17 protein-coding genes are annotated in these 13525 nt (G+C 63.7%); 6 read left to right on the top strand and 11 right to left on the bottom strand.

The window, feature by feature from the left end:
• Positions 1-70: 70 nt before the first annotated feature.
• The 3 genes from KIP88_RS23425 to KIP88_RS23415 are packed head-to-tail and all read left to right on the top strand — an operon-like array spanning position 71 to position 2729.
• Positions 71-1114: an iron ABC transporter permease gene (locus KIP88_RS23425; protein WP_214490346.1), complete on the top strand. Its 1044-nt coding sequence runs from the start codon at positions 71-73 to the stop codon at positions 1112-1114.
• Entirely contained in the window at positions 1111-1893 is a 783-nt protein-coding gene (locus tag KIP88_RS23420; protein WP_214490345.1) for an ABC transporter ATP-binding protein, read from the top strand. Before KIP88_RS23425 ends, KIP88_RS23420 begins: the two co-directional genes overlap by 4 nt.
• Positions 1893-2729 (top strand): ABC transporter substrate-binding protein, encoded by an 837-nt coding sequence (locus KIP88_RS23415; protein ID WP_214490344.1) that lies wholly within the window; start codon positions 1893-1895, stop codon positions 2727-2729. The genes KIP88_RS23420 and KIP88_RS23415 overlap by 1 nt, the downstream gene beginning before the upstream one ends.
• Positions 2730-2881: 152 nt before the next feature.
• Here the strand turns inward: KIP88_RS23415 and KIP88_RS23410 are convergent, their stop codons facing one another.
• From KIP88_RS23410 to soxC, 10 genes are all read right to left on the bottom strand, one after another.
• The gene (locus tag KIP88_RS23410; RefSeq protein WP_214490343.1) at positions 2882-3922 is read right to left on the bottom strand and encodes an MBL fold metallo-hydrolase; all 1041 of its coding nucleotides are present in this window, start codon (positions 3920-3922) and stop codon (positions 2882-2884) included.
• A 172-nt stretch (positions 3923-4094) separates the two neighbouring features.
• Positions 4095-4556, bottom strand: a complete 462-nt coding sequence (locus tag KIP88_RS23405; protein ID WP_214490342.1) for a hypothetical protein — start codon at positions 4554-4556, stop codon at positions 4095-4097.
• A complete protein-coding gene (gene soxB, locus KIP88_RS23400) occupies positions 4553-6301 on the bottom strand; it encodes a thiosulfohydrolase SoxB (RefSeq protein WP_214490341.1) in 1749 nt (582 codons plus the stop codon). The genes KIP88_RS23405 and soxB overlap by 4 nt, the downstream gene beginning before the upstream one ends.
• A 26-nt stretch (positions 6302-6327) precedes the next feature.
• Positions 6328-6645 carry a hypothetical protein gene (locus tag KIP88_RS23395; protein WP_249790963.1) on the bottom strand — a complete coding sequence of 106 codons (318 nt, stop codon included), beginning with the start codon at positions 6643-6645 and terminating at the stop codon, positions 6328-6330.
• A complete protein-coding gene (gene soxA, locus KIP88_RS23390) occupies positions 6642-7508 on the bottom strand; it encodes a sulfur oxidation c-type cytochrome SoxA (protein ID WP_214490340.1) in 867 nt (288 codons plus the stop codon). Before soxA ends, KIP88_RS23395 begins: the two co-directional genes overlap by 4 nt.
• Positions 7505-7816: a thiosulfate oxidation carrier complex protein SoxZ gene (gene soxZ, locus KIP88_RS23385; RefSeq protein ID WP_214490339.1), complete on the bottom strand. Its 312-nt coding sequence runs from the start codon at positions 7814-7816 to the stop codon at positions 7505-7507. The genes soxA and soxZ overlap by 4 nt, the downstream gene beginning before the upstream one ends.
• A gap of 82 nt (positions 7817-7898) precedes the next feature.
• Positions 7899-8387, bottom strand: a complete 489-nt coding sequence (soxY, locus tag KIP88_RS23380; RefSeq protein ID WP_214490338.1) for a thiosulfate oxidation carrier protein SoxY — start codon at positions 8385-8387, stop codon at positions 7899-7901.
• A 32-nt stretch (positions 8388-8419) separates the two neighbouring features.
• Positions 8420-8746, bottom strand: coding sequence for a sulfur oxidation c-type cytochrome SoxX (soxX, locus tag KIP88_RS23375; RefSeq protein ID WP_214490395.1), 327 nt, complete (start codon positions 8744-8746; stop codon positions 8420-8422).
• A gap of 62 nt (positions 8747-8808) precedes the next feature.
• Positions 8809-9480: a c-type cytochrome gene (locus KIP88_RS23370; protein ID WP_214490337.1), complete on the bottom strand. Its 672-nt coding sequence runs from the start codon at positions 9478-9480 to the stop codon at positions 8809-8811.
• Positions 9464-10672 carry a sulfite dehydrogenase gene (soxC, locus tag KIP88_RS23365; RefSeq protein ID WP_249790967.1) on the bottom strand — a complete coding sequence of 403 codons (1209 nt, stop codon included), beginning with the start codon at positions 10670-10672 and terminating at the stop codon, positions 9464-9466. The genes KIP88_RS23370 and soxC overlap by 17 nt, the downstream gene beginning before the upstream one ends.
• Before the next feature lie 254 nt (positions 10673-10926).
• On the opposite strand from soxC, the gene KIP88_RS23360 reads away from it, so the two are divergent.
• Both KIP88_RS23360 and KIP88_RS23355 read left to right on the top strand, forming a co-directional pair.
• Positions 10927-11292: a helix-turn-helix transcriptional regulator gene (locus tag KIP88_RS23360; RefSeq protein WP_214490336.1), complete on the top strand. Its 366-nt coding sequence runs from the start codon at positions 10927-10929 to the stop codon at positions 11290-11292.
• Between the two features lie 46 nt (positions 11293-11338).
• On the top strand, positions 11339-12025 hold the full coding sequence (locus KIP88_RS23355; protein ID WP_214490335.1) for a DUF938 domain-containing protein: 687 nt from the start codon (positions 11339-11341) through the stop codon (positions 12023-12025).
• A 15-nt stretch (positions 12026-12040) separates the two neighbouring features.
• On the opposite strand, the gene KIP88_RS23350 is transcribed toward KIP88_RS23355, so the two are convergent.
• Entirely contained in the window at positions 12041-12910 is an 870-nt protein-coding gene (locus KIP88_RS23350; RefSeq protein WP_214490334.1) for a protein-L-isoaspartate O-methyltransferase, read from the bottom strand.
• A gap of 92 nt (positions 12911-13002) precedes the next feature.
• Between KIP88_RS23350 and KIP88_RS23345 the strand changes: the two genes are divergently transcribed.
• The gene (locus tag KIP88_RS23345) at positions 13003-13497 is read left to right on the top strand and encodes a type II toxin-antitoxin system HicB family antitoxin (RefSeq protein WP_214490333.1); all 495 of its coding nucleotides are present in this window, start codon (positions 13003-13005) and stop codon (positions 13495-13497) included.
• Positions 13498-13525: the final 28 nt, after the last annotated feature.

Raw genomic sequence — 13525 nt, 5'->3', positions numbered from 1 at the left:
ATTTTTGCCGCATGAGCGCGCTCGCCTGAGCTCCTGTACCGGGGCGGGTAAAACTGCTTAGGGACGATCGATGAGTGTTGAGGCTGTTACCGTGACCAACGAGGATGCCGCGCGCCGGCGGATCGGCGCTGTGGCGGCGCTTGCCGCTCTCGTCGTGCTGCTGGTGCTGATCTCGCTCGGCATCGGGCCGGTGCGGCTCTCTCCATTGGCGGTGGCGGAAGCGCTGTTCGGCGGCGGCAGCGAGGTGTCGCAGGTGATCGTGCGCGAAATCCGCCTGCCGCGGACGCTGCTGGCGCTGGCGATCGGCGCCATTCTCGGGCTGTCGGGCGCATCGCTGCAGGGCCTGTTGCGCAATCCGCTGGCCTCGCCCTCGCTGTTCGGCGCGCCGCAATCGGCGGCGTTCGGCGCCGTACTGGTGATCGCGCTGGGGCTGGCCGACGTGCGCTCCTATGCGCTGCCGGTCGCGGCGATCATCGCGGCGTTCACGTCCGTTTTCGTGCTGCTCTCGATCGCCGGCCGCAATGCGGGGCTTTTGATCCTCATCCTGTCGGGACTTGCGATTTCGAGCTTTGCGGGGGCTGCAACCGCGCTGGTGATGAACCTCTCCAGCAATCCCTTCGTGGTGCTGGAGATCGCGTTCTGGCTGCTCGGCTCGCTGGAGGACCGCAGCTTTCAGCACGTGATGTTGGCGCTGCCGTTCATCATTGCCGGCGCGGTCATGCTGTTCAGCCAGCGCCATGCCTTTCGCGCGCTCAGTCTCGGCGAGGAAACCGCACAAAGCCTCGGCGTCGATGTCGGACGTTTGCGGCTGTTGGTGATTTCGGGCGTGGCGCTCGGTGTCGGCGGCGCGGTCGCCGTCACCGGCACCATCGGTTTCATCGGGCTCGTCGCGCCGCATCTGATGCGGCCGTTGATCGGGCATGATCCGGGGCGGCTTTTGGTGCCGAGCGCGCTCACCGGCTCCGCGCTGCTGCTGGCGGCGGATATCGCGGTGCGGATCATCCCCTCGACATCGGACATCAAGGTCGGCGTGCTGACCTCGATCATCGGCGTGCCGTTCTTCCTCTACCTGATCATGCGCGAACGCCGCGCGCTCGGCGGAGGCGTCGCATGACTGAAACGGCACTGCTGACTGCAAAGGGAATCGGCGTGCGGCTTGCCGGCCGCGTCGTGCTGCAAGATGTTTCGCTGGCGCTGTCGGCGGGACATCTGGTGGCGCTGGTCGGGCCGAACGGCGCCGGCAAGACCACCCTGTTGCGGGCGCTCTCGGGGTTGATCCCGTCTGATGGCGAGATCGAGATCGGCGGCCAAATGTTGTCGTCGCTGCCGCTGCGCGAGCGTGCAAAACGGTTTGGATACCTGCCGCAGGGGCATGTGGTGCATTGGCCGCTGCCGGCGCGCGATATCGTGGCGCTCGGCCGCTATCCGCATGGCGCCACCGATCCGGCGCGGCTGTCGCCTGGGGATGCGGAGGCGGTGCTGCGCGCGATGCAGGCGGTCGACGTCATGGAGTTCAGCGACCGCCGCGTCACGGAACTATCCGGCGGCGAACGCAGCCGCGTCGCGCTGGCCCGTGCGCTGGCGGTCGAGGCGCCGGTCATCCTCGCCGATGAGCCGACCGCCTCGCTCGACCCGCGGCACCAGATCGACGTCATGAAGAATCTGCGTGCCACCGCCGACAAGGGCGTGCTCGTCATTGTCGTGACGCATGATCTGGGATTGGCCGCGCGGTTTGCCGACCATGTGCTGGTACTGCGCGAAGGCCGCCTGGTGTCGCAGGGCGCGCCGGCCGAGGCGCTGTCCGAGCAGGTGATGGCTGACGTGTTCAGGATTACGGCCTATCGCGCGGAATTCCAGCGCGAGGTGGTGATTGTGCCTTGGGCGGATATCTGATGCGATGGCGGCTGGGATTTCTGGTCGCGGTGATGGCGCTTGTGTTGCCGGGCAGCATTGCGCGCGCAGCCAATCTGCCGCGCCTGGTGTCGATGAATGTCTGCACCGACCAATTGCTGCTGACGCTTGCCGACCCCAAACAGATTCTGGGATTGAGCCGGTTTTCGCGGGACGGTTGGCAATCGCAGGCGGGCGACATCAGCCGCTTTCCGGTTTTGTCGGGGGGAGCCGAGGACATATTGCTCATCAGGCCCGACATTGTCGTCGCCAGCGCGTTCGACAAGCGTTCGACGCGGGAGCTGTTGAAGGCCAAGGGGCTTCGTCTCGCCGAACTCGCTGTGCCGCGAACCCTCGACGAAGCGCGGCAACAGATCCGTGAGGCCGGCGACATCACCGGACATCCGGATCGCGCGGCGGCGGAAATCGCTCGGCTCGATGCGGCGCTGGCGCGCGCCCGCCGTGCCGTCTCAGAACGGCATTACCGCGTGCTGCCGCTATCGCGGCGCGGCTGGGTGGCGGGCAGCGACAGCTTTGTCGGCTCGCTGCTCGGCGAAACCGGATTGCGCAGCGCAGCCGGCGATCTCGGCTTCAGCTTCGGTGGATTTGCCTCGCTGGAGGCGATCGTGAATTTGAGGCCCGACTTCATCGTGGTTTCGCAGGCCGGCGACACGGCGAGGGACGAGGGCCAGGCGTTCCTGCTGCATCCGGCGCTGGAGCGCTTCTATCCGCCGGAAAAGCGTATCGTGATTCCGGAACGCATGACCGAGTGCGGCGGCGTGATGCTGGCGGACGCGCTCGACGCGCTGGCGGCGGAGGTGAAGCGGGTGGGGCGGTGATGTCCCCGGCAAAACTATCTCGTCGTCCCTGCGAACGCAGGGACCCATAACCACAGGACGTTATAATTCAAGCGAGGCGTCGGCCACTGCCTTCCATCATCGGCGCCGCGGCGTATGGGTCCCTGCGTTCGCAGGGACGACGCCAATAAAGACTACCCCATCACCACCGGCCCACCCACCTTCTTCCACGCGTCGATACCGCCCTCAATATGCGCCGTGTTGGCCAACCCCGCATTCTTCGCCGCCGCCACCGCCATCGCCGAGCGTTCGCCGAAGGCGCAGAAGAACACCACGCGGCGGCCGGTTGCGGCCGCCACTTCACGCAGCATGCCGCCGGGCTTGAGGCTCTCGGCGATGCCGGGGTAGGGCGCATGCAGCGCGCCCGAGATCGTGCCGTGCTTGACGCGTTCGCTGGTCTCGCGCAAATCGACCAAGAGGATGTCGGGACGGCCGAGACTCTTGATCGCATCAAGGGCGCTGAGCGCGAGCCCCTGCTTGGCAAGCTCCTCTTGGTGCAGGCCGACATGCATGTTGGCGGGCACCGCGACGTCCATCATCTTCGGGTTCGGCAGCTTCAGATTGGCCATCAGCTCGATATATTCATCGACCGAGCGCACTTGGAGACGCGGATTGTAACGCCGCTCCTCGCCGATGGTGGAGACCGTGTCGCCCTTGTAGTCGTGGGCGGGGAACACCATGGTTTCATCAGGCAGTTTCAGGAGCCGGTTGAAGATCGATTCATATTGGGCGCGCGAAGAGCCGTTCTGGAAATCGGTGCGGCCGGTGCCGCGGATCAACAGCGTATCGCCGGTGAAGACGCGGTCGCCCATCAGGTAAGAATAGGAATCGTCGGTGTGGCCGGGCGTGTACATGACGTCGAGGCTTAAGCCCTCGATCATCACCTTGTCGCCGTCAGAAACGCGCATCGACACCACGTCGGCCTTGCTCTGCTCGCCCATGATGGTGATGCACTGGGTGCGGTCGCGCAGTTCGCCGAGGCCCGTGACGTGGTCGGCATGCAGATGGGTGTCGACCGCCTTCACCAGCCGCAGATCGAGCTCGCGCAGGAGCTGGCAGTAGCGGTCGGCTTTTTCCAGCACGGGATCGAGGATCAACGCCTCACCGCCGGCGCGGCTGGCCAGCAGGTAGCTGTAGGTGCCGGAGACGCTGTCGAAGAGTTGGCGAAAGATCATGGCTGACACCGCAACGAGTTGATCCCTGATGATACCACATCAGCGCAGGACGTAATGCCACCCCTGCTCTTCACGTCATTGCGAGCGAAGCGAAGCAATCCACCTTTCCCCGGGCGGTAATCATGGATTGCTTCGTCGCTGACGCTCCTCGCAATGACGACGTAAACGGCGCTCACGGCCGCACCAGCGTATACCCATTCTCCGTCAAAAACAGAATCTGCGCCACGCCGACCTGCACCGGTGTTGCCGCTGATATGAACTCTGGCCGCTTGCCATTCTCACGTTCGAGCGTGTCGACGGTGTTGACGCAGATATCGAAACGCGCGCCCTGCGCCACCAGGCTCTCGACCATCTTGCGGTTGGGATTTTCCGGGCGCAGCAGCTCGATGCCGGGGCCGAACGCCACGATCTCGATCGCGACCTTGTCGGGGTCGTAATGCTTCATCAGATTGCTGGCGACGCTGAGCACGAGGCCCTGTTTGCGCGGGTCGTTGTCGGAGAGCTGCAGCACGATCTTGTGCTCGGCAAACGGCTTGTCCTGCAGCGGCGCCTGCTGGGCGCGAGCATCGGGCGCGGCGGCGGCGATCAGCAGCGCCGCGGTCGTCACCCGAAAGATGGTCGAAAAGCCGCTCATCCCTGTCCTGCAATGCCCGGATTGTCCTCGACGCCTTTCAGCGTCACGCCCGGCGCCGCCCGATTGGGCGGCTTGCCCGACCGCAGATGTTTGGCGACCACGTCCCAGACCGGCGCGCCGGTCTGCTCGTTGACCGAGGCCCAGCCCGCCACCTTGTAGCTCTTGCCGGCTTGCAGTGCGTGGCCGTTGTCGAGCTTGAGTTCGGAAATCCGTTTGCCCGCGGTCTCGTTCGGACTGCAGGTGTAGGCGAGACCACCGACGCGGACCATGTCGCCGCCCTGCTGGTAATAGGGATCGGTATTGAAGAGATTGTCGCAGATGTCTTCCAGGACGTCCTTGATCTGGCCGCCGGTCATGGTCTGGACGTAGGTCTCCGGATAGGTGACGGCGGTCTGGGCCATCACGTCCTCCATCGTCAGCGGCTGGCCCGCCAGCGCGGTGGTGCCCCAACGGAAGCCCGGCGACAGCGCGATCTCGGCATTCAATTCGCCGAGCAAGGCGTCGCAGATCAGCTGGTCCATGCTGCCGCTGAAATTGCCGCGGCGATAGAGCAGGCGGTCGGCGACGCCGATCTTCTCGTTGAGGTTGGCCGCATGCGGCTCGCGGGCCTTGTCGATCAGCGACTGCATCGCCGGATCGGGCTTCAGCAACTCCGAAAACACCGGCAGCAGCCGGTAGCGCACATTGGCGACTTTGCCCTTGCCGATCTCGAGATCGAGCACCGCCAGAAACTTGCCGTTGGAGCCGGCATTGGTGACGAGTGTGACGCCCGCCGGATTTGTCACGGCGATCGGCTGCGGCACGGCGTCGTGGGTATGGCCGCCGAGAATGACGTCGATGCCGGTGACGCGGCTGGCGAGCTTGAGGTCGACGTCCATGCCGTTATGGGAAAGGAGGATGACGGCGTCGACCTTGTCATTGTTGCGATTGACATCGACGAGCTTTTGCAATTCCTCGTCGCGGATGCCGAATTTCCAGTCCGGCGTAAAACGCTTCGGATGCGCGATCGGGACGTAGGGGAACGCCTGGCCGATGATGGCAACGCGATACCCGCCAATTTCCTTGATGACGGACGGCTTGAACACTCGGCCTGATGCCGGATCGAACGCCTTGGCGTCGTTGAAGGCGGCTTCCTCGGTGAGATAGACGTTCTGCGCCAGGAATTCGCCCTTGAAGCGTTCGAGGTTGGCGCGTAGCGCCTTCTCGCCGTAGGTGAATTCCCAATGACCGGTCATCGCCTCGATGCCGAGCAGGTTGGCGGCGTCGACCATGTCGGCGCCCTGCAGCGTGTTGGAAAGGCCGGTGCCCTGCCAGAGGTCGCCGCCGTCGAGCAGCATCGCGCGCCCGGAGCCGGCTTCGCTGCGCATCCGATCGACCAATGTCTTCAGATGCGCAAACCCGCCGAGCTTGCCAAATCTCCCGGCGGCCTTTTCGAACTCGATGCAGGTGAAAGCATAGGCGTCGGCACTGTCGGGCCGGATGCCGAAGCGGTCGAGGAAGGCGCGTCCGACAAGGTGCGGCGGGTTGCCCCGCATCGGTCCGACGCCGAGATTGACGCTCGGCTCGCGGAAGAACACCGGCCTGAGCTGTGCGTGTGTATCCGTGATGTGCAAGATGCGCGCATTGCCGAAGCGCTCGAGATCGTAAACGCCCGCATTATCGGCCCCGCGCGCCAGCCGTGGCAGGCTGCCGGACAGGGTAGCGGCGCCCGCTAGCGTCAGGAAATCGCGGCGGCGGATGTGCATGCGGGTCTCCGCGCGTCGTAACGGCTTCAACGTATTTCCATATCCTTCCAGCGGGTTTTCTCGCTGGTGGCCTGGAAGATCGAAGCCTTGGCCAGCGCCTCGGCTTCCTTGGCAGACGTCGTGGCCTTGTCGAAATCGCCGGCTTCGGCCGACTTCTTTGCCGCCGCCAGCGTCGACGCCGTGGTGGTCCACTGGTTGCGAAGCTTGCCGGCTTCCTTGTTGGCGGCTTCAGCGGCGGCGAACGCCGCTTTGTATTCGTCCTCGGAGCCCGCGGCGAGCGCGGACACGGCGCCCGCGGCCAGCAGCGCCAGAACCAATGCGGATTTCTGCGTCATGTTCCTCATGGCCGCGCTCCCGGCCCCGATATCGGTAACCCGTTGCTGACATAGGACAGGAAGTATTCGACGTTGCGGTACTCATCGTCCTGCGGGCTGAGTGGCACGCCGCGAATCTGGCTGTTGCAGGTGGTGAAGCGCCGGCTGGTGGTGCCCATGCCGCTCCATTCCGAGCGGTAGATCGGCATCGCGTTGACGATGCCGAGCGCAGGCGCCAGGATTTCGGCGCGGATGCGCTCACCTGGGCTCTGCACGTGGCAGGTGGCGCAGGAGAAGTTGAGCTGGCCGCGCCGCGTGTAGAAATATTCCTTGCCGTTCTCGTAGGCCGCGAGCGCGCGGGGATCGTCCGGGATCTTGATGTCCATCGGCTTGCCACGCGAGGTGAAGGCCATGTAGGCGGTCAGTGCCGCCATTTCGTCTTTCACATAGGAATACGGCGGTTCGCCATTGGCCTCGCGGCAGCGGTTCAGCGCCAGCTCGAGCGTGATGACCTTGCCTTCCTTCTCGTCGAAGTAAGGATAGTTCTGCCGGATACCGATGCCTTTATTCGGGAAGCAATCCTCGTAGGTCTTGCCGTTCTTGAATGGCTTGGAAAACATTTCCTTGCCCATTTCGAGCGAGAACTCGTAGGGCGGGAATTGCTCCTTCTCCTGCCATTGCCGGTGCAGGTCCTCGTTCATCGAATAGGGACCGTTGACGAAATCCTCGTACTTCACCTTCGGAAATTTGTCGGTGAAGAATTTCTGGAACGCTTTGGCGTCGGCAACCGGGTCGATCTTGTCGGCGGCGCCCGAGGGCAGCGTGCTCGCAAACGTCAACGCCGCGAACGCAAGCGTGGCGGAAGCCAGATAGATCGCGGATCGCAGCTTCATTGGATCTTCGCCGTGGTGGTGTCGGTCGCGCCCTTGTTGTCGACCCAGCTGACCTTCAGCTCATCGCCTTTCTTGCCGCCCTTGAAGGCGAACTTGACGTAAGGGTCCTTGGAAACGCCGCCGCCCCAATCGGCCGTGAACACGTTCTTGCCGTCGTACTCGAAGGTGAGTTGCTGGATGAAATGCGCGGGAATGATCTCGCCCTTGGCGTCCTTGATGAAGCCGGAATCCATCGGGTGCTGGATCAGCGCCTGCACCTCGGTGGTCTCGCCGCTCGAAGTGGCGCGCACGCGAATGGTCGATGCCATCTGAATTCTCCTAGCTCAATATTTGGCGCATGATCTTGTCGAAAAACCGGTACCGACTTGTCCGGATCATGCGTGCTGCCCGTTAGCCGCCGCAACCGCCGACGGTGACTTTGACTTCCTTGTTGGCGCTGTAAAGCTTGCCGCCGGCTTCCACGACCACGATGACGTTGCTGGTTCTCGCCATCTTGATGCGATTGGCAACGTTTGGAAGCGTGCCGGCCGGAATCTTGTAGGACGCCACCAGCGCGACCGGATTCTCGCTGACCAGGAACGAGATCGAGGTCACGTCGGCCAGCGTCGTCGTTACCGAGATCGGAACCACGGCGCCGTTCTCCGCGATTTCGGGCGCGTCCATTTTGACCTTGTCCGAAGGCTCCGCCGTCTTGCCGTAGAGCGCCTTGATCGCGTCGGCTTCGCTCTTGGCCTTGAACGCCTCTTCCGGATATTTGTCGTTGGCCGCGGCGAGCGCCGGCGTCAGGCCAAACGGAAGGTTGCCCAGGCCTAAGAGCGCCACTGCGCCTGCACCCTGCAGGATCAGCCGCCGCGTGGCCGAAAATCCGACGTCAGTCATTTGCATCGTCTCCTAAAGCGTGCGCGCGCACGTCACAGCGTCTGCAGGAAATCGACCACCGCTTCGATTTCCTTTTCGGTCAAAATCCGGTTCCGTCCGAATGGCGGCATCACGGTCAGCGGGTTGCGCAGCGTTTCGTCGGTAATGATGGCGACGAGGTCCGCACGATTGGGGTACTTGCTCTTGATGTCGATCAACTCCGGCCCGAGCGAGCCGGGAAGGTTGCCGCCCTTGATGACATGGCAGGTCAGGCAATTGCCCTTGCTGCGATCGAAGGCGAGCTTCTGGCCTTCGGCCGCGGCGGACTGCGCCTGCGCGGCGCCTGTGGAAGCGAAAGCGCCGATCATCAGCGCCAGCATGAACGCCGGGAGCTTTGCGGATTTCGTCAGGGAATGATCGGTCACAGGCGTTTCCGTAATCTCTATTTCGGTTGCATCGTGTCGAGCGGTCCGGTCGTGCGTGGCGTGAGATTCCTGCCTTCGGCCGTCGACGATATCCTGACATCGGCGGCGTTGACGCAAGCGTTCATGCAAGGAGCTGCCACCGTATCGGGCCGCGGGTCGCTCCAGATGAAATTGTCGCGATTGCGCATTTTGACTTTCGGCAAGCTGTTGCGATCGGCAACGAATTCATGGGGAACGAGGTCGTTCAGGCTTAGAATATAGGCGGTCAAAGCATAAACGTCATCCGCTGACAATGTGTGCGGCGCGGCCATCGGCATGGCGCGGTTAATATAGTCCCACAGGGTCGGGGCAAACGGCCAGTAGCTGCCGACCGTCGGCTCCGGGCGCTCGTCCCGGAGCGATCCGACGCCGCCCACCAGCTTGGGGAAGCGGCCTTCGCCTTCGCCGAAGGTTCCATGACAGGCAGCGCATTGCTCGGCATAGACGTCCGCGCCCCGGTCAACCGTGCCCTTGCCTGGCGGCAGGCCTGCGCCGTCCTCGCCGCGCACGTCGATATCCCATCCGGCGATCTGCGCCGGCGTCGCCACGCGGCCATAACCGAACGAGCCGGGCTCTGCCGCGCCCGCGAGGCTTCCGGCCGCAAGCAGGATGACGGTGATCGGCAGACAAATCTTACGCGAGCTGTACATTGAAGACGCTTCCGTCTGATTTGACCTGCCAGGTCTGGATCGAATTGTTGTGATAGACCGAGTTCGAACCGCGCTGCTTTCGCAGCTCCGCAATTGTCGGTTGCACGTAACCGGTCTCGTCGATGACGCGGGATGCGACCAGCGCCGGTCGGCCGTCCCAGCGCCAGGGCAGGGTGAATTTCGTCAGCGCCTTCGACAGCACCGGCTCGTGCAGCCACGCGGTCTGCCAGTTGACGCCGCCATCCATGGAGACGTCGACACGCCTGACCTTGCCGTTGCCGGTCCACGCCAGTCCCCTGATCTCATAGAGGCCGGGCCCATCGAGCGGCTTTTCCGGGCAGGGAAAGGTGATGACGGATTTGGCGTCGATCAGCCAGGTGAAGCCGCGCGAGGTGCCGTCCGGCATCAGGTCGGTGTATTTCGAGGTTTCTTCGCGCGAATGCCAAGGCTTGTCGCCGAGCTTGATCCGGCGCAGCCATTTGATGTTGACGTTGCCTTCCCAGCCCGGCACCACCAGCCGCAGCGGATAACCCTGTTCGGGCCGCAGCGCCTCGCCGTTTTGCGCGTAGACCACGAGACAATCGTCGAGACATTTGTCGAGCGGCAGGCTGCGGTTCATATGCGCGCCGTCGGCGCCTTCGACCATCGCCCACTTCGCGTCCTTCTTGACGCCTGTCTCCTCCAGCAGCGTCGACAGCCTGACTCCGGTCCATTCGGCGCAACTGACCATGCCGTGGCTGAACTGCAGCGAGTTCATCTGCGCGGCGCGCCAGTTCATGCCGCCATTGGCCGGGCATTCGATGAAATGGATGCGCGATATCGATGGAAAGCGCAGGATGTCCTTCATGGTGAGCAGCAGCGGGCGCTCGACCAGTCCGTGGATCATGAGCTTGTGCTGCGCCGGATCGATGTCGGGCCGGCCCGCGTGGTGACGCTCGAAGAATAATCCATTGGGTGTGATGATGCCGTGAAGGTCCTGCAGCGGCGAAAAGCTCACCGACGATTCCGCGCTGGCGGTAAGCCAGGGGACGTTGCGCCGGATGACGGAGGCTTCGGTATCCGCAGGCCGGCCATAGGGCCGGTCGACCACGCCCGCGCCGATCGATTGCGACCAGGGGGCGTCCGCGGGAGGAGCCTCCGGCGCGGGGTCGGCCATGGCGGTTTTGCCGCCAAGGGCGAGGCCGCCGGTCAGCGCCGCGCCGAGGGTGAGGAAGCCGCGTCGCCCCACAGGCGCGTCCGAGCCGGCAAGATCGGAAAGAATAGCTTTGCTGCGTAACGGGTTATGCCGCACGTTTTCTTCCCCTCACGGCCACATCGCCGCATTATTTCTTGCTTTTTTGAACCGGTATCGGCATTTGCTAATTTAGTCAATGCTAAAGAAAGGCCTGGGCGGTAGTATGATATCTGTGCTTCGCAGGCACGGAAAACCACTCCGGATTAGACACTATGAGAGCAGCCGCGACAGCAGCCAAAGAGATACAATCCGCGCCCGGCGCCGATGATGCGGCAGCGCTGAAGAAGCTGGCGAAGCAGGCGGGCGAAGCCGCGCAACTCCTGAAAATGCTCGCCAACGAAAAGCGTTTGCTGATCCTCTGCTTTCTGGCCGTGCGCGGTGAGATGACGGTCGGGGAACTCGTCGGCATCGTCAAGCTGAGCCAGTCCGCATTGTCGCAGCATCTGGCGAAACTGCGCGCCGATGGCCTGGTCGAATTCCGGCGGACGTCGCAGACACTGCATTATCGCGTCGCCGACGAGCGCGCGTTGCGCCTGCTGCAGGTTTTGAAAGAGATTTATTGCGGCGAACTGAAGTGACGCTTTCGGCGTTTCAGACCCACAACGATTTTCAGGCGAGGCGGCAATGGCCGAATACGTAGTGGAATTCGGCAAGGATGGCCGGCCGGTCGAACCCGACGGGCGGCTCGATGCGGCGGCGTTCCACCGCAACCATGCGCCGATCTGGGCGGTGCTGCAGAAATTCCTCGCCGGCAAAACGGGGGACGTCGTCGAGGCCGGCAGCGGCACCGGCCAGCATGTCGTGCATTTTGCAAAAAATACCCCGGGCATCACCTGGTGGCCGAGCGATCTCAACGAGCGGCACATCAGGAGCATCGAAGCGTGGCGCGCGCATGCCGCCCTGTCGAACATTCGTCCGCCGTTGCAGATCGATCTCACCGATCCCGCGTGGTGTCCGGCGATGCATGACGGCAGCGGGCCGGCCGAATTGCTGGCGGTGTTTTGCGCCAACGTGATCCACATCGCGCCGTGGCGCGTTGCCGAAGGCCTGTTCGCCGGCGCAGGCCGCTATCTGCGCAGCGAGGGGCTTTTGTTTCTCTATGGCCCGTTCAAGCGCGAGGGCAAGCACACCGCGATGAGCAACGCCGTGTTCGACACCAGCCTGCGCGAGCAGGATGCCGAATGGGGCGTGCGCGACATCGTCGATCTCGAAAAGCTTGCTGCTGGTGTGGGCCTCGCATTGTTCGAAACCGTGCAAATGCCCGCCAACAATATGATCCTGGTCTTCGGAAGATCGAACCTGTCGGCGTAGTCGCCCTTCGGCGCGTCAATTGTAGGCGAGGCACCAGCCCGGTCCGCGAAGCCAGCAGCGCTCTTCGGGAACGTCCTCGTCTCGATACAGTCGTGTGACCTTCTGCCAGCCGCCACGGCTAAAGGCTTCGGCAAGCGCTCGTTCGGATGCCTCGTCGCGGCCCCCGGCGCAGGGGAAGATCGCAACGGGCGAGATCCAGTATGCAAGATAGTCTGCAGCTCTTCGCTCAATCCGGAACACCGCGCCGGCACTCGCCAGGCGCTCCGGCGCAATGGCGCCAAATCCCTGATCCGACGTCATCGGCATGATCAGGCGGCCGCCATCGGCAAGGCCATCGAGCCAGCGTGCAGCTGGCCGTGTGCAGCCGGCATTGACATAGATGACATCGGCGGCATCGAACGGCACCTGCGTGCCGTCGCCTTCAATCACTGCGACATTCGCATAGGGCGCCAGGCTGGCTCTGGCGCGCGCGGCGAGGCTCCCATCATATTCGATTCCCGTTACCCGCCCTGACGGCCCGACGAGATGTGCGAGGATCGCCGTGTAATAGCCCGTGCCAGTTCCGACATGCACCACGTGCTGGCCGGCGGCGGGCAAGGCCTGATGGATGAGATGGGCGTGCAGCGACGGCTGCCCGTTGTTGACGCCACGCTCGGGCACGAGCGCGACCAGATCGTCGGTATAGAGATAGACGGGGTCGGCGTCGGGTGTCGACACGTAGTCGCGTAGCCACCGTCGCACCAGCCACGGACCCGGGCCGAGAAAATCCTCGCGGGGAATGGTGGCAAACGCCTGAGCGAGGCGCGCATTGTCGACGGCAGCAGCGGCAAGCACCTGCTTGGCGTATGCGGCTCGGACGATGCGGAGTTCGGCTTGCGTGTCCATTTTGTTTCCATCTTGGCCCATGCTATCAATGTTGTGTGATTTGACACACCGGCGTGTGTGTTAAATAGCATAACAGTCGTATGGAGGCCAGATTGAAAAAGCGGCTTTATCCGGCAGTGCTGGAGCGCGGTCCGCGCGGCGCGCTCGGCGCGTGGTTTCCCGATTTTCCGGGCTGCGTTGCCGGCGGGCGATCGCAGGAAGAGGCGATCGAAAGAGCAGAGGATGCGCTGGCGCGAGCGCTGGATGGAATGGCAGAGCAGGGCAGGCCGCTGCCGGAGCCGACGCCGATCGAGCAGATCGCCTTGCCCAAGGGCGCGGACGTCGTCGCCTACTTCATTGTCGGGGTCGATCCGCCCGATCCGTCCGAACGGGTGAATGTCTATTTGCCGAAGAGCCTGATTGCGCGGATCGACAAGCGCGCCACGGAGTTCGGCATGAGCCGCTCCAGCTTCTTCGGCTTCGCCGCCACGATTGCGCTTGATTGGAGTCCGGGCTTCCCGCGCCCCGGCGTCGCGGATCCTCGCTCAAAGGTCCACAAGACCGGTGCGGTGCGAGCCGAAAGGAAATCGGGCAAGAAGCGGCCGTGAAAGGACGTGGATTTTAGCCTCACATTCG

It is taken from the genome of Bradyrhizobium sp. SRL28, from assembly GCF_018596315.1.
Classification (GTDB): Bacteria; Pseudomonadota; Alphaproteobacteria; order Rhizobiales; family Xanthobacteraceae; genus Bradyrhizobium.
Note: the sequence above shows the minus strand (reverse complement) of the source record. Positions and strands in the feature narration are given on the sequence as shown.

Excerpts from the sequence above, each read along its gene's own strand:
- KIP88_RS23425 (WP_214490346.1), top strand. The coding sequence starts at position 71 with ATGAGTGTTGAGGCTGTTACCGTGACCAACGAGGATGCCGCGCGCCGG.
- KIP88_RS23420 (WP_214490345.1), top strand. The coding sequence starts at position 1,111 with ATGACTGAAACGGCACTGCTGACTGCAAAGGGAATCGGCGTGCGGCTT.
- KIP88_RS23415 (WP_214490344.1), top strand. The coding sequence starts at position 1,893 with ATGCGATGGCGGCTGGGATTTCTGGTCGCGGTGATGGCGCTTGTGTTG.
- KIP88_RS23410 (WP_214490343.1), bottom strand. The coding sequence starts at position 3,922 with ATGATCTTTCGCCAACTCTTCGACAGCGTCTCCGGCACCTACAGCTAC.
- KIP88_RS23405 (WP_214490342.1), bottom strand. The coding sequence starts at position 4,556 with ATGAGCGGCTTTTCGACCATCTTTCGGGTGACGACCGCGGCGCTGCTG.
- soxB (WP_214490341.1), bottom strand. The coding sequence starts at position 6,301 with ATGCACATCCGCCGCCGCGATTTCCTGACGCTAGCGGGCGCCGCTACC.
- KIP88_RS23395 (WP_249790963.1), bottom strand. The coding sequence starts at position 6,645 with ATGAGGAACATGACGCAGAAATCCGCATTGGTTCTGGCGCTGCTGGCC.
- soxA (WP_214490340.1), bottom strand. The coding sequence starts at position 7,508 with ATGAAGCTGCGATCCGCGATCTATCTGGCTTCCGCCACGCTTGCGTTC.
- soxZ (WP_214490339.1), bottom strand. The coding sequence starts at position 7,816 with ATGGCATCGACCATTCGCGTGCGCGCCACTTCGAGCGGCGAGACCACC.
- soxY (WP_214490338.1), bottom strand. The coding sequence starts at position 8,387 with ATGACTGACGTCGGATTTTCGGCCACGCGGCGGCTGATCCTGCAGGGT.
- soxX (WP_214490395.1), bottom strand. The coding sequence starts at position 8,746 with ATGCTGGCGCTGATGATCGGCGCTTTCGCTTCCACAGGCGCCGCGCAG.
- KIP88_RS23370 (WP_214490337.1), bottom strand. The coding sequence starts at position 9,480 with ATGTACAGCTCGCGTAAGATTTGTCTGCCGATCACCGTCATCCTGCTT.
- KIP88_RS23360 (WP_214490336.1), top strand. The coding sequence starts at position 10,927 with ATGAGAGCAGCCGCGACAGCAGCCAAAGAGATACAATCCGCGCCCGGC.
- KIP88_RS23355 (WP_214490335.1), top strand. The coding sequence starts at position 11,339 with ATGGCCGAATACGTAGTGGAATTCGGCAAGGATGGCCGGCCGGTCGAA.
- KIP88_RS23350 (WP_214490334.1), bottom strand. The coding sequence starts at position 12,910 with ATGGACACGCAAGCCGAACTCCGCATCGTCCGAGCCGCATACGCCAAG.